Raw genomic sequence first — 26,134 nt, 5'->3', positions numbered from 1 at the left:
GGAGTGTTTGTACCTGCGGCAGGGGTGACAACGCTGAGGAGCCAAGACATGAACGGTATTATCTATCTGGTCGGACTCGTCGTCGTGATTGGTGTGGTGCTCTCGTTCCTGGGCCTGCGCTGATTGTATTTGGGAGGTGGTGCGTCGCACTCGCCAAGCCTCTGACACCTCACCTCGCCACCACCCACACCACCACCGGCAACGTGACCGCCGCCAGCAGCGTCCCCAGCGCCACCGCGCCCGACACCGGGTTCACCAACCGCTTGTATTGCGCCGCAAAGATGTAGGCGTTCGCGCCGGTCGGCATCGCCGCGAACAGCACGATGACGCCGGCTGCTATCGGCGGCAAACCGAGCAGCTTGGCCAGCACGAACGCCGCCGCCGGCATCGCCATCAGCTTGAGCACGCACATCACGACGACGCTCGACATCTCGCCCTTGACCTCGAAACGAAAAAGATTGATGCCGAGCGCGATCAGCGCGGCCGGCGATCCCGCCTGCGCCAGCAGCTCGATGGTCCTGTCGACGACGGGATTGAGACCGAGCCCCGTAAAGCGCCAGACCACGCCAAAACCGATCCCCAGCATCAGCGGATTGCGCGCGAGATCCGCGAGCACGGGACGGATCACCGCCAGAGGCGAGCCGGCTTGCTTGCGGCTGACAAGCTCCATTTGCAGGATGCCGCAGAGCCAGAGCAGCGGCGTGTTCACCGACAGGATCAGCGCCATCGGCCCCGCCGCCTCGTTGCCCAGCGCCGAGAGCGTCAGGGGAATGCCGAGCATCACGATGTTGCCGTAGACCGAGCCGATTGCGAACACGACGCCGTCCTCGCGGTCCTCGCGCCGCGCGCGCAGCAGGGCCGACAGCGCCAGCGCCGCGAGCCAGGTCATCGCCAGCGCGCCGTAATAGGCGCCCCACATCCTGTAGGGGCTGACATCGGGGAATTCCGACACCACGATGGTGCGGAACAGCAGCGCCGGAATCGCGATGCTGAAGGCGAATTCGGAGATGCCCTTGTGCGCGGTCTCGGACACGAAACGAAACAGCACCGCGGCATAGCCGGCCGCGATCAGCGCGAATACCGGCGCGACGATCAGCACTGTAGACATGCGCCGCTACGACCCCATCTCGATGATCCGGCGCGCCATCCGGACATTGGCATAGTCGATCATCTTGCCGTCGAGGGTCACCGCGCCCTGGCCCTGCGCCTCGGCCTGCTCCATGGCCTCGACCACCCGCCGCGCGTGCGCGAGCTCAGCGTCGGACGGGACGAACGCCCGCAGCGTCGGTTCGATCTGGTCGGGATGGATCACCTGCTTGCCGTCAAAACCCATCGCAGCCGCCTTGAGCGCGCTGCTTTCCGTCAGTCTGGCATCCCGGAACGCGCCGCACGGGCCGTCGATCGCGCGCAGGCCGAACGCGCGCGCGGCCACCAGCAGGCGCATCATCGGATAGGCGAACAGATCGAGCGGAGCGGAGGCATAGCCGCTCTGGGCGGAGCCGACGTGGCGGTAGCCGTCCGGCGACGCGCCGATTTCGGAGGAACGGGCGCCGATCGACGCCGCGAAGTCGCCGACGCCGAGATGAAGGGCGCCGACACTTTGGTGCGCGGCGGCGAGCGCGTCGACATTGACCAGACCCAGCGCGGTCTCGATCAGCAGTTCGAGCGCGACGGGCGAGGGGCGACCAGGCGCGGCCGCGCGCAGCTGATCGGCAATGGCGGCGATGTCGCTCGGGCGCTCCGCCTTCGGCACGATCACAGAATCCAGCCTGGAGAGCGCAGCGAGCTTGCGGATTTCCTGCGCGATGAAGGGGCTATCGACGGCGTTGAGCCTGACCGCGACGACCTTGTTGCCCCAGTCCAGCGAGGACAGCGCCCGCGCACCTTCTTCCAGTGCCACGTTTTTCTCCGACGGCGGCACCGCGTCCTCGAGGTCCATGAACACCGCGTCTGCGGCCGAGGCAGCAGCCTTGGCGACGAGACGGGAGCGATGCGCGGGAACGGCCAGATAGACCCGCGTCGGCCGCTGAGGGGCCATCGTCATGTTTCCTTTGCGAGACTGAGTTCGCTGAGGATGGATTGATTGTGCTGCCCGACGCCGGGCACGGGATCCATCCGGGGCGACAGGCCGGGAATGGTGAGCGCCGGCAGGAAGCTCATCACCGGACCGCACGGAGAGCCAACCGTTTGCACCCGGTCGCGGGAGCGGAGCTGCTCGTGCTCCAGGAACGCCTCGACCGAATTCAGATGCGCGTTGGCGATCGAGGCCGCGTCGAGCAGCCGCAGCACCTCGTCACTGGTCATCGCCGCAAAACGCTGCTCGATATGCACCTGCAAATCGTCCCTGTTCTGCATGCGCAGCGGATTGGTGCGGAAGCGGGGGTGGTCGGCAAAGGGCGCGTCGCCAAGCACGATGGCGCACAGCGACCGCCATTCCCGGTCGTTCTGGATGCCGAAGAAGATCGTGTTGCCGTCGCCGACGCGGAAAGGGCCATACGGCGCTATGGTTGCATGCTTGGCTCCGGTTCGCGGCAGCGGGCGGCCGGTACTCTGCGTGTAGAAGGCGGGATAGCTCATCCAGTCCGTGATGGAATCGAACAGCGAGGCCTGGAAGGCGGTGCCCTTGCCGGTCCGCTCGCGGCGATACAGCGCCATCAGGACGCCGTTGAGGATGTACATGCCGGTGGCGATATCGACCACCGAAAGCCCGACCTTGGCGGGCTCCGCCTCGGTGCCGTTGATGGCGAGCACGCCGGCCTCGCACTGCACTAGGAGATCGTAAGCCTTCTTGTTGCTGTAGGGTCCGCCCGCACCATAGCCCGACACGTCGCAGGCGATGATGCGGGGAAACTTTCGCAGCAGCGATGCGGCATCGAGGCCGAGCCGCTCCGCCGCGCCGGGCGCCAGGTTCTGGATGAAGACGTCGGCCTGCGGCAGCAGGGCCTCGAGCACCTCCTGGCCGTCAGGACTCTTGATGTCGATGGCGAGGCTCTCCTTGGACCTGTTGGTCCAGACGAACTGGCTCGACATCCCGTTCATCACGTGATCGTAGTCGCGGCAGAAATCGCCATCGCCCGGCCGCTCGATCTTAATGACGCGCGCGCCCCAGTCCGCAAGATGCCGGCTGGCAAGAGGAGCCGCGATCGCCTGCTCGAGCGAGACCACCGTCACCCCCGACAGCGGCAGGTCCGCCTCATTCCTCTCCATGCAATCGTCTCCGTCCCGCTCACGCTTTCGACCAGCGCAGGAGACAAGCCGACCACCCCACGCAAATTCTGTGACGATGGCATGATGCCCCTGTTTTGCCCGACGAGTCAAACTTCATTTCGTAAAATCCGCAAATCGCGATCCGCAAAGTTCAATTCCAACATGGACTTGGCTACTGTGCATGGGGTTGTTTTCGCGGTTTTTGTTTTAGGGGGCCCTGTTGCCGAGACCGCACACGTCCCGCCTTTCGCATCTCGCCTCGGTTGCCAACGAACCCCCGTTCACCCACTATCGTCTCCGACTCGACATTTGGGGGGATCGATGCCGGCGTTCCGCTTTAAGAAATCTTTCGCTGCTGCGATCACGGGGATGGCGCTGGCCGTCCTGATCCACCCGGGTGAAGGCTTTGCCTACTCCCAGGAGGAGCAGCAGGCCTGCACCCCCGATGCGATGCGGCTGTGCGGCGACTTTGTTCCGAACGTCGACGCCATCACCGCCTGCATGATCCAGAAGAAGTCGCAGCTCTCGCCGCAGTGCCGGGCCTTCTTCCGGCCGGGACCGGAGCCGGGCATGGCGGCGGCGCCCCGCGCCGGCAAGCCGACCAGCATCGCGCCCAAGAGCTCAGCCCGGACGGCGAAGAAGAGCACCAAGCCGGCCAAGAAGAAGAAAGCCAGCGAAGGCTGAGCGCGAGCACGACGTTCCCTTTTTGAAACTCGACCATGCCCGGGCCACAGCGCGCAGTGCGTTTGAAGTCCCGGGCATCTGCGTGTCCGACTCCTCGTTTGCTCGCCCCTTGAGTCAAACTGACCCAGGCATCAGCCCCACACCAGCCACCGGACTCGTTTTGTTCGCCTTCGCGTGCGGATGCTTGCGACAATTACGACCGCGCGGGGATGGAAACGAGTCGCGGAACGGTTTGCCCGGCGAGGTTGCATTCCGTTTTTTCCCGCCGCACTGCTCAAAAAACGCACGATTGCTGGCGTGAGGCCGTCGTCGCACGCAGCAGTGTGACTCAAAAGCCAACGCGCTTTGTTATTTCATGGCGCCAGCATAACTTATGATAAATTTTTCTTTCCCGAATCACCGTGGTGATTCATTTTCGCTGCCTGGGGTCAATCTGGAGGCAGAGGTATGAACGTTATTGTTTTTGCATCGCGTAAAGGTGGCTCGGGCAAGAGTACGCTGGCCGCGCATCTTGCCGCGCAGATCAAGGCGACCAAGCCGATCCTGCTCGTCGATGCGGATCCGCAAGGCTCGCTCACGCTATGGCACAAGCTGCGTGGCACCAACGAACCGCCGATCAAGTCCGCGGTGAACTCGGTCAGCGGCATCGTCTCCGCTGCCAAGCGCGACGGTTATGAATGGGTGTTGATCGACACGCCGCCGAACCTGTCGGCCGTCGTCGACGACGCCATCCGCAATGCCACCATGGTGGTGATTCCCGCCCGTCCCGGCGTGTTCGACGTCAACGCGGTGCAGGAAACCATCCAGATGTGCCGTGCGGCGCGCAAGCCCTACGCGGTCGTGCTCAACGGTGCGCCGGCGCGCCGCGACGAGTCCGAGAGCCCGATCGTCACGATCGCCCGCGAGGCGCTGGCGAAGTTCCGTGCTCCGGTGTGGGGCGGCCAGATCACCAACCGTTCGGATCTGCTGATGGCGTTGAGCCACGGCGAGGGCGCGCGGGAATATCAGGCCGAGAGTCGTGCGGCTCAGGAAATCGCAAGGCTGTGGGCGGCGATCGAACGTTCGGTGAAGGCTATTCGCGGCACGGCGTCGGCATCCGGCGCAATGCACAAGCAGGCGGCGTAATTTTTCATAAATCATTCCCCGGACGAAAAACGCGCGGACCTCCGCGCGTTTTGCGTTTTCGGGAAGATGACTTTGCCGCTAGGCTACCATCAGCATGTAGAACACGATCACCGGCGACAAAGTGAGGATCACCGACCAGATGCCGGCGGCCCAGAGAATGTCCTCGGTGGTGAAGCCCTGCTGTCCAGCGTCGTAATGCGACGCCACTTCGTTATGACTATTCACAAACGCCCCCGCGATTTCTTCGCTTATGGGCATGAACGCTACGTGAGATATTTTAAAATTCCGGGTCGCAGTTTCGCGCGCTTTCGAACATAGGTGCTACCACGGATTAACCATCCGGACGCGCTTGCGTCAGGCCAGCCAGACCCGAAACACCAGCACCGGCATCAGGCCGAGCATCACCGCCCAGAAACCGAACGACGACACCACCAGAATTCCCCGCAAGAAATCGGCCGACGCGAACATGTCTGCCGCCGTCGGGCGGATGCGCTGCCCCATGATCATTCCCCCATTTGAAAAGACTTTGAACGAAGACGATAGGCGCGTTTGCGTAAACGAGCCGTGGATGCGCCATGCGGCAGCAGCGAACGCCGTTGGGGCGCGGTTAACCACGGGGCGTCTTCCCTTCTCCCGCAAGGGAGAAGGGCGAGCATGCGTGGATCGAGAAACACTACGCCGCGACTTCCATCCGCCGCTCGATCTCGCGGTCGAGCTGGACGGCGAGTTCGCTGCCGACCTCCACCATCGGCAGGCGCACTTCGGGGCTGTCGATCAGCCCCGTGCGCCACAGCCAGTATTTTGCCGGCGCAGGACTGGGCTCGGTGAACAACAGGCGCGTCAGGTCCGCGACCTCCTGCCAGCGCGCCAGCGCTGCATCATGGTCGCCGCGCTTCAGCTCGGCATGGACAGCCGCAAACGTCGCGGTCTCGAGATGGGCTGACAGCACGATGCCGCCGTCGGCGCCGTCGCTGAGCGCCTCGAAATAATTCGCATCCTCGCCGGTCAGCACGCGAAAGTCCGCGGGCCGGTCGCGCAGCAGGGCGATGGATTGGTCGCGGCTCGCGCCGCAATCCTTCAGGCCGATGATGTTCGGATGTTCGGCAAGCCGCAGCAGGGTCTGGTTGGAGATATTGACCGAGGTGCGATAGGGGATGTTGTAGAGCGCGAGTGGCCAGGCGGCGTGATCGGCGAGCGCCTCGAAATGCGCCAGCAACCCGCGCTGCGACGGCCGCACATAATACGGGCTCGCGATCAGATAGCCATCGATCGGCCAGTCCGCGGTCGCGTCGAGACGCTCCTTCAGCCGCGACGTGTCCGCGCCTGAAAGTCCAAGGCAGATCGGAATCTTGCTGTGGCCGGTGGCCAGCTCGTCGCGCACGATGGCGACGAGGCGTTCGAGCTCGGCGTCGCGCAGCGTCATGCCTTCACCGGAGGTCGCCCCCAGGATAAAGCCGTCGACGGCCTGTCCGCTGTAATGCCGTGTCAGGCGCCGCAGCGACCTCTCGTCGAGGGCGCCGTCGCGAAACGGCGTCACCAGCGGCAGCCAGAGCCCGTGCAATTGTTCCTGTAGTCCGGTCATGTTCCATCTCCTTCTCGGGAAAAATCCTGAGACGGGGCACATGAAAAAACCCCGTCCAGGCGGCGGGGTTTTCGAAGTTTCGGCTCGCGATGACGAAGGCTGTTAGCGCGCGCAAAAATCCGAGGTCCCCAGATGGGGGCCTTTTTTCGAGGCGACTGCCTGCGACGAGATTGCGCACGACTTCGTGATCATTCGCAAATGATGCGGGGTAAGCATGGAACTGTCAATACACGCGGAGGGCGATGGCCGGATCCGCAAAAAAAAGCCGGGCTCGATCGAGCCCGGCTTAAGGTATTGGCCACGTGAGGCCGACACAATCACCTTCCAAGAGGGATTACTGAACTCCCGCGCCACTGGAGGAGGGGGACAAATGCGCAACGCGAAGGCTCAGCGTGAACAGATTATGGGCTAGCTTCGCGCCATGCATCAAGCGTCCAAGCCGCATGTCAGACATGCGGAAATCAGGACGGCCAGCGCTGCGCCTTGCTCACCACGAAGTCGCGGAACACTTGCACGCGCGCGACCGTCTTCAGCTCTTCCGGATAAACAAAATACGTATCGAGCTGGATCGAATCCGATTCGCCGAACAGCTGCACGAGGCGGCTCTGTTCTTCGATCAGATAGTCCGGCAGCGCGGCGATGCCCAGGCCCTGCTGACAGGCGCGGACGAGGCCGAGAATGTTGTTGACCCTGAAATAGGCTTCGCGCGGACCCGAGCCGTTGCGCCCCGCTTCCACTAGCCAGTTGCGGTTCTGAAGATGCGGCGCGAAGTTGCCGTCGGAGAGCGTGATGATGCGGTGGGAGTCGAGCTCCTCCAGCGTGCGCGGCGTGCCGAAGCGCTTGATGTAATCGGGCGAGCAATAAGCGTGGAAGCCCATCGCGAACAGCTTGCGCTGGATGAGATCCGGCTGCGTCGGCTTGCGGGTGCGGATGGCGACATCGGCCTCGCGCATCGAGAGATCAAGCTCCTCGTCGGTGACGATCAGCGAGATCCGGATTTCCGGATAGAGCGCGGTGAATTCGCCAAGCCTGGGGATCAGCCAGTTGATGCCGACGCCGGGCGTGGTGGTGATCTTGAGATCGCCGCTCGGCCGCTCGCGGCTGTCGGTCAGTTTCGCGCGCGCCGCCTGCAGCTGCATGAACACGTCATGGGCGGTGCGGAACAGGAGGTCGCCCTGTTCGGTGAGGATCAGGCCGCGGGCGTGGCGGTGGAACAGCGAGACCGAGAGCTCCTGCTCCAGTGCCGAGACTTGGCGTGATACTGCCGATTGCGACAGGCCGAGCTGCTCGCCCGCGTGCGTGAAGCTGCCCGCTTCCGCCGCGGCGTGAAACACCTTCAGCTTGTCCCAGTCCATATCCGTAAATCCGTCGCGTGTTCTTGCCATGATGTCTATTCCGCTGCCGCGCGCTCGCTGGCGCGCAGGGCCAAAAATCGTTCCGCCTCGAGCGCTGCCATGCAGCCGAGGCCGGCCGCCGTCACCGCTTGACGATAAGTTTCGTCGGCGACGTCGCCGGCGGCGAACAGTCCGGGCACCGAGGTGGCGGTCGAGTTCGGGGCGACCTCGACATAGCCCGACGGTTTCAGCTTGATCTGTCCGGCTACGAGCTCGGTCGCCGGGGCATGCCCGATGGCGACGAAGACGCCGTCGGTCGGCACATCGGTCAAGGCGCCGGTCTTGACGTTCTTCAGTCGCACATGGGTAACCTTGTTCGGGTTCTCGGTACCGCAGATCTCGTCGACGGCTGAGTCCCAGATCACCTTGATCTTCGGGTGCTTGAACAGGCGCTCCTGCAGGATGCGTTCGGCGCGGAAGTGATCGCGACGATGCACGATGGTGACCTGCGAGGCGTGGTTGGTGAGGTAAAGCGCTTCCTCGACCGCGGTATTGCCGCCGCCGACCACCACGACTTGCTTGTTGCGGTAGAAGAAGCCGTCACAGGTGGCACAGGCCGACACGCCGCCGCCCTGGAATTTCGCTTCGGACGGCAGCCCGAGCCAGCGCGCCTGGGCGCCGGTGGCGAGAATGACGGTGTCGGCGAGATAGACATCACCGCTATCGCAGGTCAGGCGAAAGGGGCGTTGGGAGGTGTCGAGCTTGGTCACCAGATCGGTCTTGATCTGGGTGCCCACATGCAGCGCCTGCTTCTCCATCTGCTCCATCAACCAGGGGCCTTGGATCACGTCGGCGAAGCCCGGATAGTTCTCGACGTCGGTGGTGATGGTGAGCTGGCCGCCCGCCTGGATGCCCTGGATCAGGATCGGCTCCAGCATCGCGCGCGCGGCGTAGATCGCCGCCGTGTAGCCGGCGGGGCCGGAGCCGATGATGATGACCTTTGCATGGACAGCGGCGGACATTTCGACAGATGCCTTTCACGGGGGACTGCAGCGCGGGCGCGGAACGTGCCGGGAGGCCTCGCGGAGGCGCTGAAATATCAGAGGTAATCTAAGCCTTCTGGTGAGCTATGCAAGAATTGCATTCCCTGTCGGCGGATTTTTCCAACAGGGAACAAAAGTCGATTGCGCTGCACGCGCAATAAAATTGCGCCGAGTGCGTGGTCTGCGCTATGAGGATTGCGACAGAGCCATCAATACCGCCGCAAAGGCAGGAGTTCCAATCACGTGTCGCGGAACCTAGACGAGATCGACCTGAAAATTCTCACCGAGATTCAGGCCGACGGTCGAATCACGAATGTCGAGCTGGCCAAGCGCGTCGGCATTTCGCCACCGCCCTGCCTGCGCCGAGTCCGGGCGCTGGAGGAGGAGGGGTATATCCATGGCTATCGCGGGCTCTTGGACGCGCGCAAGCTCGGCTTCGACGTCACGGTGTTTGCCGCAGTGCACCTCTCCAGCCAGGCCGAGGCGGATTTGCGCGCCTTCGAGGAGTTCGTCCGCGCCGAGCCGCTGGTGCGCGAGTGCTGGATGCTGTCGGGCGAAGTCGATTTCATCCTGAAATGCGTCGCACCCGACATGGCCACCTTCCAGGATTTCGTCACCCATTTGACCGCCGCCCCGCACGTCCGCAACGTGCGGACCTCGCTGGTGCTGCACAATTCGAAATACGAGGCGGCCGTGCCGCTCGACGTGAGGGGACGAAGGTAGCGTCTCCTCCGTCATTGCGAGCAACACGCAGATACAGAAAAGGCCGCGCAGTGCGCGGCCTTTTTCAAATCACACGCAACGGCAAATCGTTACCGCCACTCCACCTTGGTAATCTCATAAGCCTTGGCGCCGCCGGGTGCGTTGACCTCGACGGTTGAACCCTTCTTCTTGCCGATCAGCGCGCGCGCGAGCGGCGAGGTGATGGAGATGCGGCCCTTCTTGGCGTCGGCCTCGACCTCGCCGACGATCTGCCACACCGTCTTCTTTTCGGTGTCCTCGTCGACCAGTGTCACGGTCGCGCCGAACTTGATGGTGTCGCCGGACAGCTTCGAGATGTCGATGATGTCGGCGCGCGCGAGCTTGTCCTCGAGCTCGGCGATGCGGCCTTCATTGTGGGACTGCTCTTCCTTCGCGGCGTGGTATTCCGCGTTCTCCGACAGGTCTCCGTGCGAGCGCGCCTCGGCGATATGCTCGATGATCCGCGGACGGTCCTCCGACTGGCGCTTCTTCAGTTCTTCCCCGAGCGCGGCAAAGCCGCCCGCAGTCATCGGTACCTTTTCCATCTCTTCTCTCGTCCTTCGGTCGCGCGCGCCCTGACATGTCAACGCGCACGCAACTTGATTCGTCAGTCTGTCCGGGGGCTCAACGCGCGTGCCGCCGAACGTTCATATGGGCTTGGCGCCGGAACAGAACAACCATATGGCCGGACAGTTCCTCCGGCCATAGTGGCTTCATCGCCAATCACTTAGCGGAAGGTTGGGCCTCCCGCTCGCGATCAGGTTTCCGAAAAGTAGCTCTGCAGGGTCCGAACCTCAAGGTCCCCGCCCAGATAGGCGTGGATGCCCTGCGCGGCCGCCACGGCCCCGGAAAGAGTGGTGTAATACGGCACTTTATGCAAGAGGGCCGCGCGCCGCAGAGAACGGCTGTCGGCGAGCGCCTGCGGGCCTTCGGTGGTGTTGAAGACGAGCTGGACCTCGCCATTGGTGATGGCGTCGACGATGTGCGGCCGGCCCTCCAGCACCTTGTTCACCTTCTCGGTCGGGATGCCCTGGTCGGTCAGGAAGCGGGCCGTGCCCGATGTCGCCAGCACCTTGAAGCCGAGCGAATGCAGCTCGCGAACGGCCTCGGTGATGCGCGTCTTGTCGCTCTCGCGAACCGAGACGAACACCGTACCCTTGCGCGGCACTCGTGTGCCGCCGCCGAGCTGGCTCTTGGCGAACGCCACCGCGAAGGAGCGATCGATGCCCATGACCTCGCCGGTCGAGCGCATCTCGGGGCCGAGCACGGTATCGACGCCGGGGAAGCGGGCGAACGGAAACACCGATTCCTTCACGCCGACATGGTCGAATTTCGCCTTCTTCAGCTTGAAATCGGCAAGCTTCTCGCCGGCCATGATACGCGCCGCGATCTTCGCGACCGGCGTACCGACCACCTTGGCGACAAAGGGCACGGTGCGCGAGGCGCGCGGATTGACTTCGAGCACGTAGATCTCGCCGTCCTTGATGGCGTATTGCACATTCATGAGGCCGACGACGTCGAGGCCGAGCGCCAGCTCGCGGGTCTGCCGCTCCAGCTCCTCGATCATCTTGTCGTCCAGCGAGTGCGGGGGCAACGAGCAGGCGCTGTCGCCGGAATGGATGCCAGCTTCCTCGATGTGCTCCATGATGCCGACGATGAAGGTGTCCTTGCCGTCGCAGAGGCAGTCGACGTCGATCTCGGTCGCATCGGACAAATAGCGGTCGAACAGCAGCGGGTTCTTGCCGAGCACGGTGTTGATCTGGCCGGTCTTGTCGTTCGGGTAGCGCGCCTTGACGTCTCCCGGCACCAGCTCCGGCAGCGTGCCGAGCAGGTAATCGCTGAGCTGGTTCTCCTCGCGGATGATTTGCATCGCGCGGCCGCCGAGCACGTAGGACGGGCGCACCACCAGCGGCAGGCCGAGATCGGTTGCGACCAGGCGCGCTTGCTCGACCGAATACGCGATGCCGTTCTTCGGCTGCTTCAGCCGCAGCTTGTCGAGCACCCGCTTGAAGCGGTCGCGGTCTTCCGCAAGGTCGATGGCGTCGGGCGAGGTGCCGAGGATCGGCACTTCGGCGGCTTCCAGCGCGCGCGCGAGCTTGAGCGGGGTCTGGCCGCCGAACTGCACGATTACGCCATGCAGCGTGCCGTTCGTGCGTTCCTTTGCGATGATCTCCAGCACGTCCTCGGCGGTGAGCGGCTCGAAATAGAGCCGGTCCGCAGTGTCGTAGTCGGTCGACACCGTCTCCGGGTTGCAGTTGACCATGATGGATTCGTAGCCGGCGTCGTGCAGCGCGAAGCAGGCGTGACAGCAGCAATAGTCGAATTCAATGCCTTGGCCGATTCGGTTCGGGCCGCCGCCGAGGATGATGACCTTCTTCTTGTCGGACGGCGAGCTCTCGTCCGCAGGCGCGCCCGCGAACGGCGCCTCATAGGTCGAGTACATGTAGGCCGTGGGCGAAGCGAACTCGGCCGCGCAGGTGTCGATGCGCTTGTAGACGGGGCGAACGCCGAGCGCGTGGCGCTTCGCCGTGACCTCCGCCTCCGTCGTCTCCGCGATCACCGCAAGCCGGGCATCGGAGAAGCCCATGGCCTTGAGCGTGCGCATGCCGAAGGCGTTGCCCGGCAGGCCGTTCTTGCGGACCTTCGCTTCCATATCGACGATGCCGCGCATCTCACCGAGGAACCACGGATCGATCTTGCAGGAATTGAAGATCTCCTCGTCCGACCAGCCGAGCCGCATCGCCTGCGCGACCTGGAGCAGTCGGTTCGGCGTCGGCGTGCCGAGCGCGGCGCGGATCGCATTCTTGTCGTCGTCGCGGCCGAGACCTTCGATCTCGATCTCGTCGAGTCCGGTGAGGCCGGTCTCGAGCCCGCGCAATGCCTTCTGAAGGCTTTCCTGGAAGGTGCGGCCGATCGCCATGACTTCGCCGACCGACTTCATCGACGTGGTCAGCGTGGTGGAGGCGCCGGGGAATTTCTCGAACGCGAAACGCGGCACCTTGGTGACGACGTAGTCGATCGTCGGCTCGAACGAGGCTGGCGTGGCGCCGCCGGTGATGTCGTTGGCGATTTCGTCGAGCGTGTAGCCGACCGCAAGCTTGGCGGCGACCTTTGCGATCGGAAAGCCGGTGGCTTTCGAAGCCAGGGCGGAGGAACGCGACACACGCGGATTCATCTCGATGACGACCATGCGGCCGTCTTCGGGATTGACGCCGAACTGCACGTTGGAGCCGCCGGTCTCGACGCCGATCTCGCGCAGCACCGCCAGCGAGGCGTCGCGCATGATCTGGTATTCCTTGTCGGTCAGCGTCAGCGCCGGCGCCACCGTGATGGAATCGCCGGTGTGCACGCCCATCGGATCGAGGTTCTCGATCGAGCAGACGATGATGCAATTGTCTTTCTTGTCGCGCACCACCTCCATCTCGTACTCTTTCCAGCCGAGCACGGATTCTTCGATCAGCACTTCGTTGGTGGGAGACGCATCCAGGCCGCGCTCGATGATGTCGAGGAACTCTTCCTTGTTGTAGGCGATGCCGCCGCCGGTGCCGCCCATGGTGAAGGAGGGGCGGATGATCGCGGGCAGGCCGATCTCGGATAGCGCCATCAGCGCTTGGCCGAGCGCATATTCCTGATAGCGCTTGCGACGGTCGCTCTCGCCGAGCGTCCACTGCCGCTCGAGTTCTTCGAGCGCAGCGCCCGATGCCTTTGCGCGATCGGCCTGGTACTTGTCGCGGAAGGACTTCTTCAGGGCGGAGGCGTTGGCGAGCCGCGACTTCGGCGTCTCGAGCCCGATCTTGGTCATGGCCTCGCGGAACAGCTGGCGGTCCTCGGCCTTGTCGATCGCGTCCGCGGTGGCGCCGATCATTTCGACGTCGAACTTGTCGAGCGTGCCTTGCTGGCGCAGCGACAGCGCGCAGTTCAGCGCGGTCTGTCCGCCCATGGTCGGCAGCAGCGCGAAGCCGCCGGGAATGACGTGACGTTCTTTCTCGATGATTTTCGCGACGATCTCGGGCGTGATCGGCTCGATATAGGTCGCATCGGCCAATTCCGGGTCGGTCATGATGGTGGCCGGATTGGAATTGACGAGGACGATGCGATAGCCCTCTTCCTTCAGCGTCTTCACCGCCTGGGTGCCCGAATAGTCGAACTCGCAGGCCTGGCCGATCACGATGGGACCGGCGCCGATGATCAGGATGGTGGTGATGTCTGTACGTTTGGGCATCAACTCTCGCCGAAGTGGAATTTGGGCACAAAAAAAGGGCGCGCCTGCTGCGCGTCCCTTTGGCCGAGAGCGCGTTGGTCCCCCTCGCGCGCGGGGTGGGTCTTAGACCAGTTTTCAGGGCGGCGAAACCCCGAAAAACGCCCATCAACCGGCAATTTTGACGGGTTTTGGCCGGGCCTGCCAGCCGCGGGCGAGATGGACCAGAAGAGCCGCCGAAACGCTCAATCCGCCGACCCAGCCCAGATCCGCCGGGCTCCACGCCGCAAGCACGGCGCCGCCCAAGGCTCCGCCGATCGCAAAGCCGAGATACATGGCCGAGGCGTTGAGCGAGAGCGCGATCATCGAGGCCTGCGGCTCGATCCGGATGATGCTGGCGACCTGGGCCGGGTAGAACGCCCATCCCGAGATGCCCCAGAGGAAGATCGCGCCCAGCACCGCATAATGCGCCTGTCCCGGCATCAGCTTCAGGACCAGCGAATGCAGGATCAGCGCGCTGGCCATGCCGGCAAGCCCGAGACCTGCTGTGGCGAGCGTGCCGAGCCGGTCGGCCAGGACGCCGCCGAGCATGTTGCCGATCGCGGCCGCGCCGCCGAACACCAGCAGCGCGAGGCTGATCTGCGAGGCGTCGAATCCAAGGCCGTGCAGCGGGACCGCGAAATAGGTAAACACGGTGAAGCCGCCGAGCGCCCATAAAATCGTGATCAGAAGCGCGACCAGGACATCGCGGTGACGCGCCACCGCCAGCCGATCGCTGAGCGAGGCTGTGTTGCGCGGCAGGCCGCGGGGCAGGCCGAGCAGGAGGCCGGCGAGCGCAACGGCGCCGATCAGGGCGACCATGGCAAAGGTCGCGCGCCAGCCGAGCAGGCTGCCGACGAGATTGCCGAGCGGAACGCCGATAACGGTCGCAACCGTGAGGCCCGAGGTGACGAGTGCCACCGCGCGGCCGCGCCGCTCCGGCGCGGCGACGGCCACGGATACGGCCAGCGCGGTCGGCATGCACAGCCCGGAGCCCAGCGCCATCAGCATGCGCGAGGCCAGCAACAGGGCGTAATTCGACGCCACCATGGCCGCGAGGTTTCCGGCAATGAAAGTCGATAGCGCCAAGGCTAGCACGGTGCGGCGGTCGATATTGTTCAGCGTCACCGCCAGGATCGGCGAGCCGACCGCGTAGGTGAGGGCATAGGCCGTGACCAACTGGCCGGCGGCGGGGACGGAAATCGCCAGGTCGGTTGCGATAGACGGCAAAAGCCCAGCAATGACAAAGCCTTCCGTGCCGATCGCAAAGGCCGCCAAGGCCAGCCAGAATACGCTCATCAGGAAAATCCTGTTCAACGTTTATTGAACTATGGGTGGGACCGAGTCGGGAGTCAATTGGTTCAAGAACTATTGAACATTGAGGCCATTTCGCTATGATCTCAGACCATGAGCCGCACGCCTCCTCACCCCACCCGCGAGCAGATCGAACTGCCGATGGTCCTGGATTGCCTGAGCGATCCGATCAGATTGGCGATTGTGTACCAGCTCGCCCAGCAGGAACCTGTCAGCAGCGAGCTGTGCTGCGGCGACTTCAACGCGCTCAGCGGCAAGTCGAATCTTGCCTATCACTTCGCCAAGCTACGCGAATGCGGCCTGATGCAGACCCGCGTCGCCGGCACCAACCGGTTCGTGCGGCTGCGCCGCGCGGATCTGGACGCACGCTTTCCGGGCCTGCTCGATGCAGTCATCACGTCCGCGGCAAAGGATGCCGACCGGCTGCGGCTGCTGTCGGAGCACGATCTGGTTGAGGCTGATTGAGGATTGGGCGGCCAGTCCGTCTTCGCTTGCGCTTCGCTCCAGCTACGCCGGACACGCTTCGCCCCTTCGGGTCTCGCGTGGCTGCGCCACGCGTAGCCCCGCAGGGGCGAAGCGTGGAGACCCGGCCTGGATTTGAACCAGGATAAAGAGCGATGCATCGCCCTCGCGTAGACACTTCCGCCACCGGGCCGCGGCGATCATTACTGATCGGGGTGCGACAAGCCACCTCAGGCAGACGTTATGCTTAACGAACTCAGGAAGCTTACCGAATCCGAGAGGTTTACCGAACTAATGGCGGCCGCGCGACGAACGTCATGCGCCAGCTATTGTGGCCGATATTGCGGTGAGCGCGCTGGACCGTGAAGCCGGCTGTCTTGAGCTTGGCGGTGATCTCCTCCTCACTGTAGCGCTGCAGCCCGATGCGCGTGCGCAGCTGACGGTAATCCGACAATGCGGTGCTGATCAGCCCGATCAGCGCATCTTTCAGAAAGCCGTGACGAAGGCCGAAGCTGAGTAGCGCTGTGACGTCCCTGAACATGCCGACATTGGGCTGGAGGATGTCGCCGAGCACCAGCTTGCCGGAGGGCTTCAGGATGCGGCGGAAGTTGAGGAGCGCGGCGTCGAGCTCGTCCGGCGCCATGTATTGCGCGACCGAGTTCATCACGACGAGATCGATCGACTGCTCCTGCATGTTGTGAACGTCGTCGAGCGAGCGGACGCGGATTTTCGTGTTCGGGGCAAACCGCGCGATCAGCCGGCCGCGCACGCCGGGCGCGGGCTCGGCCAAAATCAGCTTGCCGCAGACAGCCGCGACCTGGCTCGCCGACAGCGCCTCGCCGCAGGCATAGTCGAGCACGGCCGCCTCGGGCGAAGAAATGTAACCGATGATGTCCCGCGCGATGATCTGGAAGTGCAAGTCGCGATGCAGCTTGCTGACATAGATCGTGTGCGTCGAGTCGTAGTAATCGATCCAATCGTCCATGGTATTCGAGGGCCCCGGCCAAACGGTTCCGCTGAAGGAACCGGCGCTGCCCGCCTGCGTTAGGGGTGCGGCGGCGCGCCGTCAATGTCTGCGTCCTAACAGGAAGGTTTCCCGTGAGCAAAGCCCCACAAAAGGTCTCGCCCGACCTCGATACACCCACCGATCTGTCGTCCCAGGCGGTCAACAAGGTTTCGGAGGCGCTCAACGTGCTTCTGGCAGACGCGTTCGCGCTGTATCTGAAGACCAAGAATTTCCACTGGCACATCAGCGGCCGGCATTTCCGCGATTATCATCTGCTGCTTGACGAGCAGTCCGACCAGATCTTCGCCACCACCGACCAGCTCGCCGAGCGCGTCCGCAAGATCGGCGGCGTCACGCTGAAGTCGATCGGGCAGATCGCCAAGCTCCAGACCATCAAGGACAATAACGAAGACTATGTCCCGCCGCGCGAGATGTTGCGCGAGCTGATGCAGGACAACAAGCATGTCGCCGCGGCAATGCGCAAGGCACACGAGGTCTGCGACGACGCCGGTGACGTCGCCAGCGCCAGCATCCTCGAAAACTTCATCGACGAGACCGAACGCCGCACCTGGTTCCTGTTCGAAGCCACAAGACAGGAAGGTGCGAACGAGGCGTAGGTGACGCTGTCGTAGGGTGGGCAAAGGCGCGCTCTTCGCGCGCCGTGCCCACCATCTATCCGCAGTTCAAACTGTTTGGTGGGCACGCTTCGCTTTGCCCACCCTACTGCACCGTCTTTGTAGCTACCGCCACAACCGCATCAACGCCCCATCCTTCCCCGTCACCGGATCGGCCGGCGGCAGCGCGACGTTTGGAATCGTCTTCAGCGCTTTCGCGTGGTTCTCCGGCGTTGCGCGGGTGATCTCCATCTTCGCACCCGGCGGATAAGCGCCGATCACGCAGAAATCCTCGCTCGCCTTGATGCGCTGGTGACCTGTGCCGGCGGGCAGGATCGCGACGTCGCCGGCCTTGATCTCCAGCTCCTGGCCATGGTCGCCGCCGAAGCGGACGCGCGCGCTGCCACGCGCAACGCCGAGCACCTCGTGCACCGTCGCGTGATAATGCAGATAATCGAAGACGCCATTGCGCCACGTGCCGCCCCAGCCGTTCGCTTCGAACAAGCGTTCGATCGTCTCTTCCGGTTGTCTGGAATCGAGCGTCACCGCGGCCTGGTAGACCAGGAAGGGGAGGATATTGTTCGGCACGAGCCCGTCATCCTCAAACACGATGGCGAGCGGCTCGGCATTGTCGCGGACGACGGACATAAGGGGCTCCTGCGTGAGCGTAGCAGGGATCAACGAAGGGAGCTAAGCGGCGTTCCTTTCACGAAAAAAGCCCGGGACCAGGCCCGGGCTCTTTGTCATGACGTTAATTGCGAAAGAGCGCGCGCGCCTTACGCGCTCTTGTTCTGCCGCATCAGATCCGCAAAACGCTGGAACAGATAGTGCGAGTCGCGCGGACCCGGCGAGGCCTCGGGGTGGTACTGCACCGAGAACACCGGCTTGCCGTCGAGCTGGATGCCGCAATTGGAGCCGTCGAACAGCGAGATGTGGGTCTGCGTCGCGCCGGTCGGCAGGGTGCTCTCGTCCACGGCAAAGCCGTGGTTCATCGAAGTGATCTCGACCTTGCCGGTGGTCTCGTCCTTCACGGGATGATTGGCGCCGTGATGGCCCTGGTGCATCTTCTTGGTCTTGGCGCCGACGGCGAGGCCGAGCATCTGATGGCCGAGACAAATTCCGAATGTCGGCGTGCCCGACTTGATCACGTCCTGGATCACGGGCACGGCATATTTGCCGGTCGCGGCCGGATCGCCGGGACCGTTCGACAGGAACACGCCGTCCGGTTTCATCGCCAGGATGTCCTCGGATGACGTCGTTGCCGGCACCACCGTGACCTTGCAGCCGACGCCGGCGAGCAGGCGCAGAATGTTGCGCTTGATGCCGTAATCGATGGCGACCACGTTGAACTCAGGCTTGTCCTGACGGCCAAAGCCCTTGTCCCAGAGCCAGGGCGTTTCGTCCCATGTGAAACGCTGGCCGGAGGTGACCATCGGCACGAGGTCCATGCCCTCGAGGCCGGGCCATTCGCGCGCTTCTTCCTTCAGGCCGTGCAGGTCGAACTCGCCATCCCTGGCGTGTGCGATCACGGCGTTGGGCATGCCCTTGTTGCGGATCAGCGCGGTCAGCGCGCGGGTGTCGATGCCGGACAGGCCGATGATGCCGCGGGCCTTCAGCCACTGGTCGAGGTGCTTGGTGGCGCGGTAGTTCGAGGGATCGGTGATCGCGGTGCGCAGGATCACGCCGCGCGCGCCGGGCGTCGCGGCCATGTTCACCGTCTCGATGTCGTCGTCATTGGTGCCGACATTGCCGATATGCGGGAACGTGAAGGTGATGAGCTGGCCGGCATAGGAGGGATCGGTGAGGATCTCCTCGTAGCCGGTCATCGCGGTGTTGAAGCAGACCTCGCCGACGGCTTGGCCTTCGGCGCCGAGGCCAAAGCCTTCCAGCACCGTGCCATCGGCAAGCACCAACAGCGCGGTCGGTTTGTGGTCCGGCCAAGCGTGATCGTTATCATGTTGTGTCATGAGCCCGGTTCATAGTCCCCGCGGGCGCCGACGTCAAAGCGGAGATGCGCCGATTCACATGCGTTTTTGCATATTTGACAGGTCGCCTTGGGCCCCTAAGCTCCGCGGCACAATTTCCGGCAAATTCGAGGGCTTGGGAGGCAATAATGGACCAGACGATGCCGATTCTGCTGGTTCCGGGATTAGCTTCCTCGGCCCGGATTTATGCGCCGGTCATCCCGTCGCTCTGGCGGTTCGGCCCGGTGATGGTCGCCAACCATATTCGCGACGACAGCATGGCGGCGATCGCCCGGCGTGTGCTGAGCGAGGCGCCGCCGCGCTTCGCGCTCGCCGGTCATTCCATGGGCGGCTACATCGCCCTCGAGATCATGCGCCAGGCGCCCGAGCGGGTGGCCAGGCTGGCATTGATCAACACTCAGGCGCGGCCCGACACGGAGGAGGCGACCGCGCGCCGCCGTGGCCTGATGGAGCGGGCCAGGCGCGGCGAGCTGCGTGCCGCGCGCGAGGAGATGTTTCCCGAACTGGTGCATCCGTCGCGCCGCGACGATGCCGGTATTCGCCAGCTCGTGCATGAGCAGGGCGAGGACGTCGGCGTCGAAGGCTATCTGCGACAGCAGACCGCGATCATCGCGCGGGTGGATTCACGGCCGACGCTTGCGACGATCAAATGCCCGACATTGGTGCTGACGGGCGATGCGGACAACACGATTCCCAACGCACTCTCGAAGGAGATGGCGGAGGGCATTGCCGGTGCAAGGCTCGTCGTTTTGGAGGATTGCGGACACCTGCCGCAGCCGGAGCAGCCCGCGGCGACGGTGCGCGCGCTGGTCGAATGGCTGGGCCCCCCGGTTGTCTCAGGGCCGCGAACGGCCTAGATCAGGCCTCGGATATGCTAGGGGAGCACGATCATGCTGCGCGACGACATCAACAATGCGGTCAAGGAGGCCATGAAGGCCAAGGAAGAGCGCAAGCTGTCCACGCTGCGCATGGTCAATTCGACCATCAAGAACGCCGACATCGAGGCGCGCGGCAGCGGCAAGCCGCCGCTCTCGGACGCGGACCTGCTCGGCGTGTTTCAGAAGATGATCAAGCAGCGCCAGGAATCGGTCGAGCTCTACGAGAAGGGCGGCCGTGCCGAGCTCGCGGCGCAGGAGCGCGAGGAGATCGCGGTGATCTCGGCGTATCTGCCGAAGCAGATGTCGGACGACGACGTCAAGAAGGCGATCTCGGATGCCATCGCCGAGACCGGCGCCGCCGGCATGAAGGACATGGGCAAGGTGATCGCCGTGCTGAAGACGAAGTACGCGGGCCAGATGGATTTCGGCAAGGCGTCCGGTTTGGTGAAGGCTGCTCTGACGGGCTAGTTCTTGCCCTCTCCCCTTGTGGGAGAGGGTGGATCGCCGCGTAGCGGCGAAACAGGTGAGGGGTCTCGCTCCGCGTGTGCCATTCTCACGAGAAGAATTTGCCGACAGAAACCCCTCATCCGGCGCTTCGCGCCACCTTCTCCCACAAGGGGAGAAGGGTGCACCTTTGATGCGGCGCCCGTTCGGTCTACTCTCTCCCGATAGACAAATCGGGAGCAACCGATGACTGCCATCAAGCCGTTTCGCATCGCCATCAGCGACGACATTCTCACCGACCTCAAGTCGCGCCTCGCCCGCACGCGCTGGCCGGAGGCGGAGCTGGTCGACGACTGGAGCCAGGGTGCGCCGCTGAAATGGATCCAGGAGATCTGCGCCTATTGGGCTGATGGCTATGACTGGCGCGCGCGCGAGGCAAAACTCAACCGCTTCGAGCAGTTCACCACCGAGATCGACGGGCTCGACATCCACTTCCTGCATGCGCGCTCGAAGGAGCCGTCGGCGCTGCCGCTGATCATCACCCATGGCTGGCCCGGCTCGATCGTCGAATTCCAGAAGGTGATCGCGCCGCTGGTCGATCCTGTCGCGCATGGCGGCAATCCCGCCGATGCTTTCCACGTCGTCTGTCCGTCGCTGCCGGGCTTTGGGTTCTCCAGCAAGCCGAACACCACCGGCTGGGGCGTCGATCGTATCGCCGCGACCTGGGCCAAGCTGATGGACCGGCTCGGCTATATCAGTTATGGCGCGCAGGGCGGCGACTGGGGCTCGGCGGTGACGACCTCGCTTGGCATGCAGGACGGCGAGCATTGCGCCGGCATCCACGTCACGCTCGCCTTCAACGCCGCGCCGAAAGTCGAGGGCGAACCGACGCCGGAGGAGAAGCGCGCGCTCGCCGGCCTCAAGCATTATGTCGACCTCGACTCCGGCTATTCGAAGCAGCAATCGACGCGGCCGCAGACACTCGGTTACGCTCTGACCGATTCGCCGAGCGGACAGGCGGCTTGGATTTTGGAAAAATTCTGGGCCTGGACCGATTGCAACGGTCATCCCGAAAACATCTTCACCAAGGACGAGTTGCTCGACAACGTCATGCTCTACTGGGCGACGGAGACGGCGACCTCGTCTGCGCGGCTCTATTGGGAAAGCTTCGGCAAGCGCCGGACCTCGCCGGTCGTCAAGGTGCCGACGGGCGTGGCTGTCTTCCCCAAGGAGATCATCACGCCGGTGCGGCGCTGGATGGAGCCGAACTTTCACAACATCACGCATTGGAGCGAGATGGAGAAGGGAGGCCATTTCGCCGCATTCGAGCAGCCGGAGCTGTATGTCGGCGAGGTCAGAAAGTTCTTCCGGACGGTGCGCTGAGACGCATTCTCCGTCAGGCCCGGGCTTGTCCCGGGCATCCACGCCCTTAAACTCGGGTCAAACAAGAACGTGGATGGCCGGGACAAGTCCGGTCAAGACGACGCTGCCGGGAAACGACCATGCTCACCGAAGCCAACACCTACGACGAACTCTACAGCAATTTCCACTGGGAGATCCCGGCGCGCTTCAACCTGGCGGACGCCTGCTGCGATCGCCACGCCGACGGCACCAGCCGGCTCGCGTTGGTCTATGTCGACGAGGACGGCGCCATCACGCGCACATCCTTTGACGAAGTTGCGGAGATGTCGCGCCGCTTCGCCAATGTGCTGAAGGCAGATGGTCTTGCCCGCGGCGACCGCGTCGCGGTGTTCCTGTCGCAGTCGCTGGAGCTGCCGATCGCGCACATGGCCGCGTTCCGTTCGGCGATGATCTCCATTCCGCTGTTCGCGCTGTTCGGCGAAGACGCGCTGGAATTCCGTCTGTCGAACTCGGAGGCCAAGGCGATCGTCACCGACAAGGCGGGCTGGGAGAAGCTTTCGAAGATTCGCGACCGTCTGCCGGAGCTGAAGAATGTCTACATCGTTGGCGAACGAACGCCGGCGGGCACGACATCGTTCTGGAATTCGGTCAAGGCTGCATCGCCCGACTTCAGGCTGGTGGACACGTCTGCTGACGATCCCGCGCTGATCATCTACACCTCGGGCACGACGGGCAATCCGAAGGGCGCGCTGCACGCACACCGCGTCGTGCTCGGGCATCTCCCCAATGTCGAGATGTGCCACAACTTCCTGCCGCGCCCCGGCGATCTGATGTGGACGCCGGCGGATTGGGCCTGGATCGGTGGCCTCATCAACGGCCTGTTCGCGTTCTGGTATCACGGCATTCCGCTGGTCGGCCACCGCGCGCGAAGATTTGAGCCGCAAGCGGCGATGCAGATGATGGCCGATCTCAGCGTGCGCAATGTCTTCCTGCCGCCGACCGCGCTGAAGCTGATGCGGCAGGCCGGCGTGACGCATTCCGGAGTCAAGCTGCGCAGCATCTTTACCGGCGGCGAGTCCCTCGGCGGCGAGATGCTCGGCTGGGTGCGCGAGACTTTCGGCGTCGACGCGCACGAGGTGTTTGGCCAGACCGAATGCAATCTCGTGATCGGCAGCAACGCGAATCTGTTTCCGATCCGCCCCGGTTCGATGGGCAAGGCGACGCCGGGTTTCGATGTTCGCATCGTCAACGACAGAGGCGAGGAGCAGCCACGTGGCCAGCGCGGCATCATCGGCGTGCGCCAACCCTGTCCTTGCACGATGCTCGAATACTGGCGCAATCCGGAGGCGACGGCGAAGAAATATGCTGGCGAGTTCCTGCTCACCGGCGATCTCGGCGTGCAGGACGAGGACGGTTACTTCTGGTACGTGAGCCGCGAGGACGACGTCATCACCACCGCCGGTTATCGCGTCGGTCCTTCCGAGATCGAGCACACGCTGATGAAGCACCCGGCGGTGGCGATGGCGGCGGTGGTCGGCATTCCCGATCCGATCCGCACTGAATCGATCAAGGCCTGGATCGTGCTGCGCCCGGGCTTTGCCGCCGGCGACGCACTCGCGCGCGAGATCCAGGAATTCGTCAAGGTGCAACTCGCCGCCCACGAATACCCGCGCTTCGTGGAGTTCGCGGAGACACTGCCGATGACCGCCACCGGAAAGGTGCTGCGGCGCGAGCTGCGAGCGCTCGGGTAGAGCACATCGTCATCTCACCGCTGCGGCGTCGACAGCGCGGATCGCAGCATCGCGGCGAGGTCTCGCCGCCGGAACGGCTTGGTCAGGATGCGGGCATCGCCGATCCCGTCGGGCGCCTTGACCGGATTTTGGCTGTAGCCGGAGGTGAAGAGCACCTTGAGCCCGGGCCGCAACTGGATTGCTTGCCTGGCAAGCTCCGGCCCGAACATGCCGCCGGGCATCACGACGTCGGTGAACAGCAGGTCGATGTCCGCGGACTGGCGCAACAAGTCGAGCGCCGCCGGGCCGCTTGCGGCCGTGATGACGCGGTAGCCGAGCGCCTTCAGCTCGCTTTCGACATAAGTCCGAACCATGTCGTCGTCCTCGACGACGAGAATGGTCTCGCTTCCTTCGCGCGTGACGATCCCTTCGGCGGGTGAGGCGTCCTCGTTTGGCGGTGCCGCCAGGCGGGGAAAGAACAGCCTGACGGTGCTGCCTTGTCTCGGTGCGGACTGCATCTGCACCAGCCCGCCGGACTGCCGAACAAACCCGTGGACCATGCTCAGGCCGAGCCCGGTCCCCTTGCCGACCTCCTTGGTGGTGAAGAACGGCTCGAACGCCCGGCTCGCCACCTCGGCAGTCATGCCGCTGCCGGTGTCGGTCACGGCCACCATGACATAGTCGCCCGGTCGCGGTTCGGCGTTGATGTCCAAGTCGGATTCACCGAGCGACACGTTGCGCGCCTCGATGGTCAGCCTGCCGCCCAAGTGCATGACATCGCGCGCGTTGAGCACGAGATTGAGCAGGGCCGTCGTCAGCTGGCCGGGATCGACGCTGGTCAACCCCACATCCGGTTCGAGCACGAAAGCGCATTCGATGTGCTCGCCCAGCGGCCGGCGCAACAACGCCTCCATCTCCTGAATCTTCTCGCTAATGTCGATGTCTCGCGGCCTCAGGGGCTGCTTGCGCGCGAAGGCGAGCAGGCTCCGCGTCAGGTCGGAGCCGCGCTCGGCGGCTGTCGCGATGTCGCCGGCGATCCGGTGCAACTCCTTGTTCCCCGCCAGCCTGTCGGCAAGGTGTTCCGAATTGCCGAGAATGACGGTGAGGAGGTTGTTGAAGTCATGTGCCACGCCGCCGGTGAGCTGACCCATGGCCTCCATTTTCTGGGATTGGCTGAGCTTCTGGTTGAGGTCCGCGATGGCCGCGCGTTGCTGCTCGAGCGACTCGGCAGTGCCATTGAGCAGGGTCATCAATCCCCCCAGCTCGCCGCGCGGATGGGGCGGGGGAATTCGCGCGCTGAGATCGCCGAGCCCGAGTCGCTTCGCCATGTTGGCGAGTCGCCCGACCTGGCGCCCGACGCTCACGGTTGCGAGGATCCATACGCCGGCCAGCAGCAGCAGCAAGGCCACCGCGAGGATCGCCATGTCCTCGTAGAGCCGGCGATTCGCCGCCGCGACCAGTCCGCCCTTGGAGCGTCCGACCAGGATGAACAGGCCGGCATCACGGATCGAAGGCGAGTGGGCGACGGCCCAGACCTGCGTGCGGCCGTCGCGATCGGTCACTTCCTGAAATGCCTTTTGATCGGGAGCCGTCGCGAAGCGGAGCAGGTCGGATCCCGCAATCGACGCGCCCACGGGCGCGGTCCAGCCGGCTGTCGAGGGGGCGACGAGAACGGTGCCCTTGGCGTCAATGAGCAGGACATCCTTCTCGGCGAGCAGCCGCTTGTGGTGATACTCGGCGAATTTACGCAGGTTGAACGAGGCGAGCAGCACCAGCTTCAGCGCGCCCGCCTCCGATCGCACCGGATATGCGATCTGGAGCACCGATATTCCGGTCAGCCGGCCGAATACCGGCTCAACCACGACGCTGCGCGAGACCAGGGCCTGCTTGAAATAGGCGCGATCCCTCAGATCGAGGGTGCGGTTGGTCCGCAGCGAGTCGCAGAACAGGCTGCCGTCCGGGTCGATGGTCAGGATTCCCGTGAACTGAGGGTATTCCTCGCGCACGTCCGATAGAAACGCCGAGCACGCCGCCTTGTCGCGCGTGTCGAGGTCGCGCGCGCGGGCCAGACCGTAGTGAAGCTGCGCGGTTCCTTGAATCTTCTCACTCAGATCGCTGGCAATGTCGTCGGCCGAGGCCGCCAGATTGGCCAGGGCGGCGTTGATTTCACTGCTCCGGTTCTGCACGAAACGGAGCCCGACGAGGCTCGCCGGCACCAGCATGGCCGCGATGACGAGTATCAGTAGCCGGGTACGCAAGCTCATCGGTCGGACGGTCCAATCTGGTCATCGCGCGCTCGTTCAAGGACCCAATTTGCGGCACCACCCTCCGCTCAGTCCATAGGCATCGGGCCGAAAAAGTCCTCGACGGGGAAAGATTTCGAGCT

General features: G+C 64.1%; 24 protein-coding genes. 9 read left to right on the top strand and 15 right to left on the bottom strand.

The annotated features are described in order from the left end of the window. Positions 1-169: 169 nt before the first annotated feature. The 3 genes from N551_RS0100785 to N551_RS0100775 are packed head-to-tail and all read right to left on the bottom strand — an operon-like array spanning position 170 to position 3,207. Positions 170-1,108, bottom strand: a complete 939-nt coding sequence (locus N551_RS0100785) for an AEC family transporter (RefSeq protein WP_027565327.1) — start codon at positions 1,106-1,108, stop codon at positions 170-172. Between the two features lie 6 nt (positions 1,109-1,114). Beyond that, positions 1,115-2,038, bottom strand: a complete 924-nt coding sequence (locus tag N551_RS0100780) for a CoA ester lyase (protein WP_027565326.1) — start codon at positions 2,036-2,038, stop codon at positions 1,115-1,117. Positions 2,039-2,040: 2 nt separating this feature from the next. Continuing rightward, positions 2,041-3,207: a CaiB/BaiF CoA-transferase family protein gene (locus N551_RS0100775; protein WP_027565325.1), complete on the bottom strand. Its 1,167-nt coding sequence runs from the start codon at positions 3,205-3,207 to the stop codon at positions 2,041-2,043. Between the two features lie 321 nt (positions 3,208-3,528). Here N551_RS0100775 and N551_RS0100770 point away from each other — a divergent pair, with 321 nt between their 5' ends. Both N551_RS0100770 and N551_RS0100765 read left to right on the top strand, forming a co-directional pair. Beyond that, positions 3,529-3,891 carry a hypothetical protein gene (locus N551_RS0100770; protein WP_027565324.1) on the top strand — a complete coding sequence of 121 codons (363 nt, stop codon included), beginning with the start codon at positions 3,529-3,531 and terminating at the stop codon, positions 3,889-3,891. Between the two features lie 447 nt (positions 3,892-4,338). Further along, entirely contained in the window at positions 4,339-5,016 is a 678-nt protein-coding gene (locus N551_RS0100765) for a ParA family protein (RefSeq protein WP_007596685.1), read from the top strand. Positions 5,017-5,094: 78 nt separating this feature from the next. Here N551_RS0100765 and N551_RS0100760 read toward each other — a convergent pair whose 3' ends face one another. The 5 genes from N551_RS0100760 to trxB all read right to left on the bottom strand — a co-directional run bounded on the left by N551_RS0100760 (position 5,095) and on the right by trxB (position 8,954). Further along, positions 5,095-5,274, bottom strand: coding sequence for a hypothetical protein (locus N551_RS0100760; RefSeq protein ID WP_027565323.1), 180 nt, complete (start codon positions 5,272-5,274; stop codon positions 5,095-5,097). 96 nt (positions 5,275-5,370) lie between these two features. After that, a complete protein-coding gene (locus tag N551_RS38580; RefSeq protein WP_007596683.1) occupies positions 5,371-5,517 on the bottom strand; it encodes a hypothetical protein in 147 nt (48 codons plus the stop codon). A 172-nt stretch (positions 5,518-5,689) separates the two neighbouring features. Further along, positions 5,690-6,598 (bottom strand): 4-hydroxy-tetrahydrodipicolinate synthase, encoded by a 909-nt coding sequence (locus N551_RS0100750; protein WP_027565322.1) that lies wholly within the window; start codon positions 6,596-6,598, stop codon positions 5,690-5,692. Between the two features lie 461 nt (positions 6,599-7,059). After that, on the bottom strand, positions 7,060-7,983 hold the full coding sequence (locus N551_RS0100745; RefSeq protein WP_007614700.1) for a LysR family transcriptional regulator: 924 nt from the start codon (positions 7,981-7,983) through the stop codon (positions 7,060-7,062). Positions 7,984-7,988: 5 nt separating this feature from the next. After that, positions 7,989-8,954 carry a thioredoxin-disulfide reductase gene (gene trxB / locus N551_RS0100740; RefSeq protein WP_027565321.1) on the bottom strand — a complete coding sequence of 322 codons (966 nt, stop codon included), beginning with the start codon at positions 8,952-8,954 and terminating at the stop codon, positions 7,989-7,991. A gap of 264 nt (positions 8,955-9,218) precedes the next feature. On the opposite strand from trxB, the gene N551_RS0100735 reads away from it, so the two are divergent. After that, the gene (locus tag N551_RS0100735; protein WP_007596676.1) at positions 9,219-9,698 is read left to right on the top strand and encodes an Lrp/AsnC family transcriptional regulator; all 480 of its coding nucleotides are present in this window, start codon (positions 9,219-9,221) and stop codon (positions 9,696-9,698) included. An 89-nt stretch (positions 9,699-9,787) separates the two neighbouring features. Here the strand turns inward: N551_RS0100735 and greA are convergent, their stop codons facing one another. From greA to N551_RS0100720, 3 genes are all read right to left on the bottom strand, one after another. Continuing rightward, positions 9,788-10,261 carry a transcription elongation factor GreA gene (gene greA / locus N551_RS0100730; protein ID WP_007596674.1) on the bottom strand — a complete coding sequence of 158 codons (474 nt, stop codon included), beginning with the start codon at positions 10,259-10,261 and terminating at the stop codon, positions 9,788-9,790. Positions 10,262-10,473: 212 nt separating this feature from the next. Next, positions 10,474-13,938, bottom strand: a complete 3,465-nt coding sequence (carB, locus tag N551_RS0100725; RefSeq protein ID WP_027565320.1) for a carbamoyl-phosphate synthase large subunit — start codon at positions 13,936-13,938, stop codon at positions 10,474-10,476. A gap of 144 nt (positions 13,939-14,082) precedes the next feature. After that, on the bottom strand, positions 14,083-15,252 hold the full coding sequence (locus tag N551_RS0100720; protein WP_027565319.1) for an MFS transporter: 1,170 nt from the start codon (positions 15,250-15,252) through the stop codon (positions 14,083-14,085). Between the two features lie 108 nt (positions 15,253-15,360). On the opposite strand from N551_RS0100720, the gene N551_RS0100715 reads away from it, so the two are divergent. Next, positions 15,361-15,732, top strand: coding sequence for a helix-turn-helix transcriptional regulator (locus N551_RS0100715; protein ID WP_027565318.1), 372 nt, complete (start codon positions 15,361-15,363; stop codon positions 15,730-15,732). 280 nt (positions 15,733-16,012) lie between these two features. On the opposite strand, the gene N551_RS0100710 is transcribed toward N551_RS0100715, so the two are convergent. Further along, positions 16,013-16,714 (bottom strand): class I SAM-dependent methyltransferase, encoded by a 702-nt coding sequence (locus tag N551_RS0100710; protein WP_027565317.1) that lies wholly within the window; start codon positions 16,712-16,714, stop codon positions 16,013-16,015. Between the two features lie 113 nt (positions 16,715-16,827). On the opposite strand from N551_RS0100710, the gene N551_RS0100705 reads away from it, so the two are divergent. Then, entirely contained in the window at positions 16,828-17,352 is a 525-nt protein-coding gene (locus N551_RS0100705; RefSeq protein ID WP_027565316.1) for a Dps family protein, read from the top strand. Between the two features lie 123 nt (positions 17,353-17,475). Here N551_RS0100705 and N551_RS0100700 read toward each other — a convergent pair whose 3' ends face one another. After that, positions 17,476-17,997 carry a hypothetical protein gene (locus tag N551_RS0100700; protein ID WP_027565315.1) on the bottom strand — a complete coding sequence of 174 codons (522 nt, stop codon included), beginning with the start codon at positions 17,995-17,997 and terminating at the stop codon, positions 17,476-17,478. Positions 17,998-18,125: 128 nt separating this feature from the next. Continuing rightward, complete coding sequence (gene carA, locus N551_RS0100695; protein WP_027565314.1) at positions 18,126-19,316, bottom strand: glutamine-hydrolyzing carbamoyl-phosphate synthase small subunit; 1,191 nt, start codon at positions 19,314-19,316, stop codon at positions 18,126-18,128. Between the two features lie 146 nt (positions 19,317-19,462). Between carA and N551_RS0100690 the strand changes: the two genes are divergently transcribed. The 4 genes from N551_RS0100690 (at position 19,463) to N551_RS0100675 (ending at position 23,769) form a co-directional block, all read left to right on the top strand. Beyond that, the gene (locus N551_RS0100690) at positions 19,463-20,191 is read left to right on the top strand and encodes an alpha/beta fold hydrolase (protein WP_027565313.1); all 729 of its coding nucleotides are present in this window, start codon (positions 19,463-19,465) and stop codon (positions 20,189-20,191) included. Positions 20,192-20,224: 33 nt separating this feature from the next. Further along, on the top strand, positions 20,225-20,680 hold the full coding sequence (locus tag N551_RS0100685; RefSeq protein WP_007614677.1) for a GatB/YqeY domain-containing protein: 456 nt from the start codon (positions 20,225-20,227) through the stop codon (positions 20,678-20,680). A gap of 222 nt (positions 20,681-20,902) precedes the next feature. Beyond that, complete coding sequence (locus N551_RS0100680) at positions 20,903-22,039, top strand: epoxide hydrolase family protein (protein ID WP_027565312.1); 1,137 nt, start codon at positions 20,903-20,905, stop codon at positions 22,037-22,039. A 119-nt stretch (positions 22,040-22,158) separates the two neighbouring features. Next, positions 22,159-23,769: an acyl-CoA synthetase gene (locus N551_RS0100675; protein WP_027565311.1), complete on the top strand. Its 1,611-nt coding sequence runs from the start codon at positions 22,159-22,161 to the stop codon at positions 23,767-23,769. A gap of 14 nt (positions 23,770-23,783) precedes the next feature. Here the strand turns inward: N551_RS0100675 and N551_RS0100670 are convergent, their stop codons facing one another. Continuing rightward, positions 23,784-26,012, bottom strand: a complete 2,229-nt coding sequence (locus tag N551_RS0100670) for an ATP-binding protein (protein WP_027565310.1) — start codon at positions 26,010-26,012, stop codon at positions 23,784-23,786. Between the last annotated feature and the right edge of the window lie 122 nt (positions 26,013-26,134).

The organism is Bradyrhizobium sp. URHA0013, assembly GCF_000518345.1.
GTDB lineage: Bacteria > Pseudomonadota > Alphaproteobacteria > Rhizobiales > Xanthobacteraceae > Bradyrhizobium.
This window is presented reverse-complemented; position numbering and strand designations above follow the sequence as displayed.

Excerpts from the sequence above, each read along its gene's own strand:
- N551_RS0100785 (WP_027565327.1), bottom strand. The coding sequence starts at position 1,108 with ATGTCTACAGTGCTGATCGTCGCGCCGGTATTCGCGCTGATCGCGGCC.
- N551_RS0100780 (WP_027565326.1), bottom strand. The coding sequence starts at position 2,038 with ATGGCCCCTCAGCGGCCGACGCGGGTCTATCTGGCCGTTCCCGCGCAT.
- N551_RS0100775 (WP_027565325.1), bottom strand. The coding sequence starts at position 3,207 with ATGGAGAGGAATGAGGCGGACCTGCCGCTGTCGGGGGTGACGGTGGTC.
- N551_RS0100770 (WP_027565324.1), top strand. The coding sequence starts at position 3,529 with ATGCCGGCGTTCCGCTTTAAGAAATCTTTCGCTGCTGCGATCACGGGG.
- N551_RS0100765 (WP_007596685.1), top strand. The coding sequence starts at position 4,339 with ATGAACGTTATTGTTTTTGCATCGCGTAAAGGTGGCTCGGGCAAGAGT.
- N551_RS0100760 (WP_027565323.1), bottom strand. The coding sequence starts at position 5,274 with ATGCCCATAAGCGAAGAAATCGCGGGGGCGTTTGTGAATAGTCATAAC.
- N551_RS38580 (WP_007596683.1), bottom strand. The coding sequence starts at position 5,517 with ATGGGGCAGCGCATCCGCCCGACGGCGGCAGACATGTTCGCGTCGGCC.
- N551_RS0100750 (WP_027565322.1), bottom strand. The coding sequence starts at position 6,598 with ATGACCGGACTACAGGAACAATTGCACGGGCTCTGGCTGCCGCTGGTG.
- N551_RS0100745 (WP_007614700.1), bottom strand. The coding sequence starts at position 7,983 with ATGGCAAGAACACGCGACGGATTTACGGATATGGACTGGGACAAGCTG.
- trxB (WP_027565321.1), bottom strand. The coding sequence starts at position 8,954 with ATGTCCGCCGCTGTCCATGCAAAGGTCATCATCATCGGCTCCGGCCCC.
- greA (WP_007596674.1), bottom strand. The coding sequence starts at position 10,261 with ATGGAAAAGGTACCGATGACTGCGGGCGGCTTTGCCGCGCTCGGGGAA.
- carB (WP_027565320.1), bottom strand. The coding sequence starts at position 13,938 with ATGCCCAAACGTACAGACATCACCACCATCCTGATCATCGGCGCCGGT.
- N551_RS0100720 (WP_027565319.1), bottom strand. The coding sequence starts at position 15,252 with ATGAGCGTATTCTGGCTGGCCTTGGCGGCCTTTGCGATCGGCACGGAA.
- N551_RS0100715 (WP_027565318.1), top strand. The coding sequence starts at position 15,361 with ATGAGCCGCACGCCTCCTCACCCCACCCGCGAGCAGATCGAACTGCCG.
- N551_RS0100710 (WP_027565317.1), bottom strand. The coding sequence starts at position 16,714 with ATGGACGATTGGATCGATTACTACGACTCGACGCACACGATCTATGTC.
- N551_RS0100700 (WP_027565315.1), bottom strand. The coding sequence starts at position 17,997 with ATGTCCGTCGTCCGCGACAATGCCGAGCCGCTCGCCATCGTGTTTGAG.
- carA (WP_027565314.1), bottom strand. The coding sequence starts at position 19,316 with ATGACACAACATGATAACGATCACGCTTGGCCGGACCACAAACCGACC.
- N551_RS0100690 (WP_027565313.1), top strand. The coding sequence starts at position 19,463 with ATGGACCAGACGATGCCGATTCTGCTGGTTCCGGGATTAGCTTCCTCG.
- N551_RS0100685 (WP_007614677.1), top strand. The coding sequence starts at position 20,225 with ATGCTGCGCGACGACATCAACAATGCGGTCAAGGAGGCCATGAAGGCC.
- N551_RS0100680 (WP_027565312.1), top strand. The coding sequence starts at position 20,903 with ATGACTGCCATCAAGCCGTTTCGCATCGCCATCAGCGACGACATTCTC.
- N551_RS0100675 (WP_027565311.1), top strand. The coding sequence starts at position 22,159 with ATGCTCACCGAAGCCAACACCTACGACGAACTCTACAGCAATTTCCAC.
- N551_RS0100670 (WP_027565310.1), bottom strand. The coding sequence starts at position 26,012 with ATGAGCTTGCGTACCCGGCTACTGATACTCGTCATCGCGGCCATGCTG.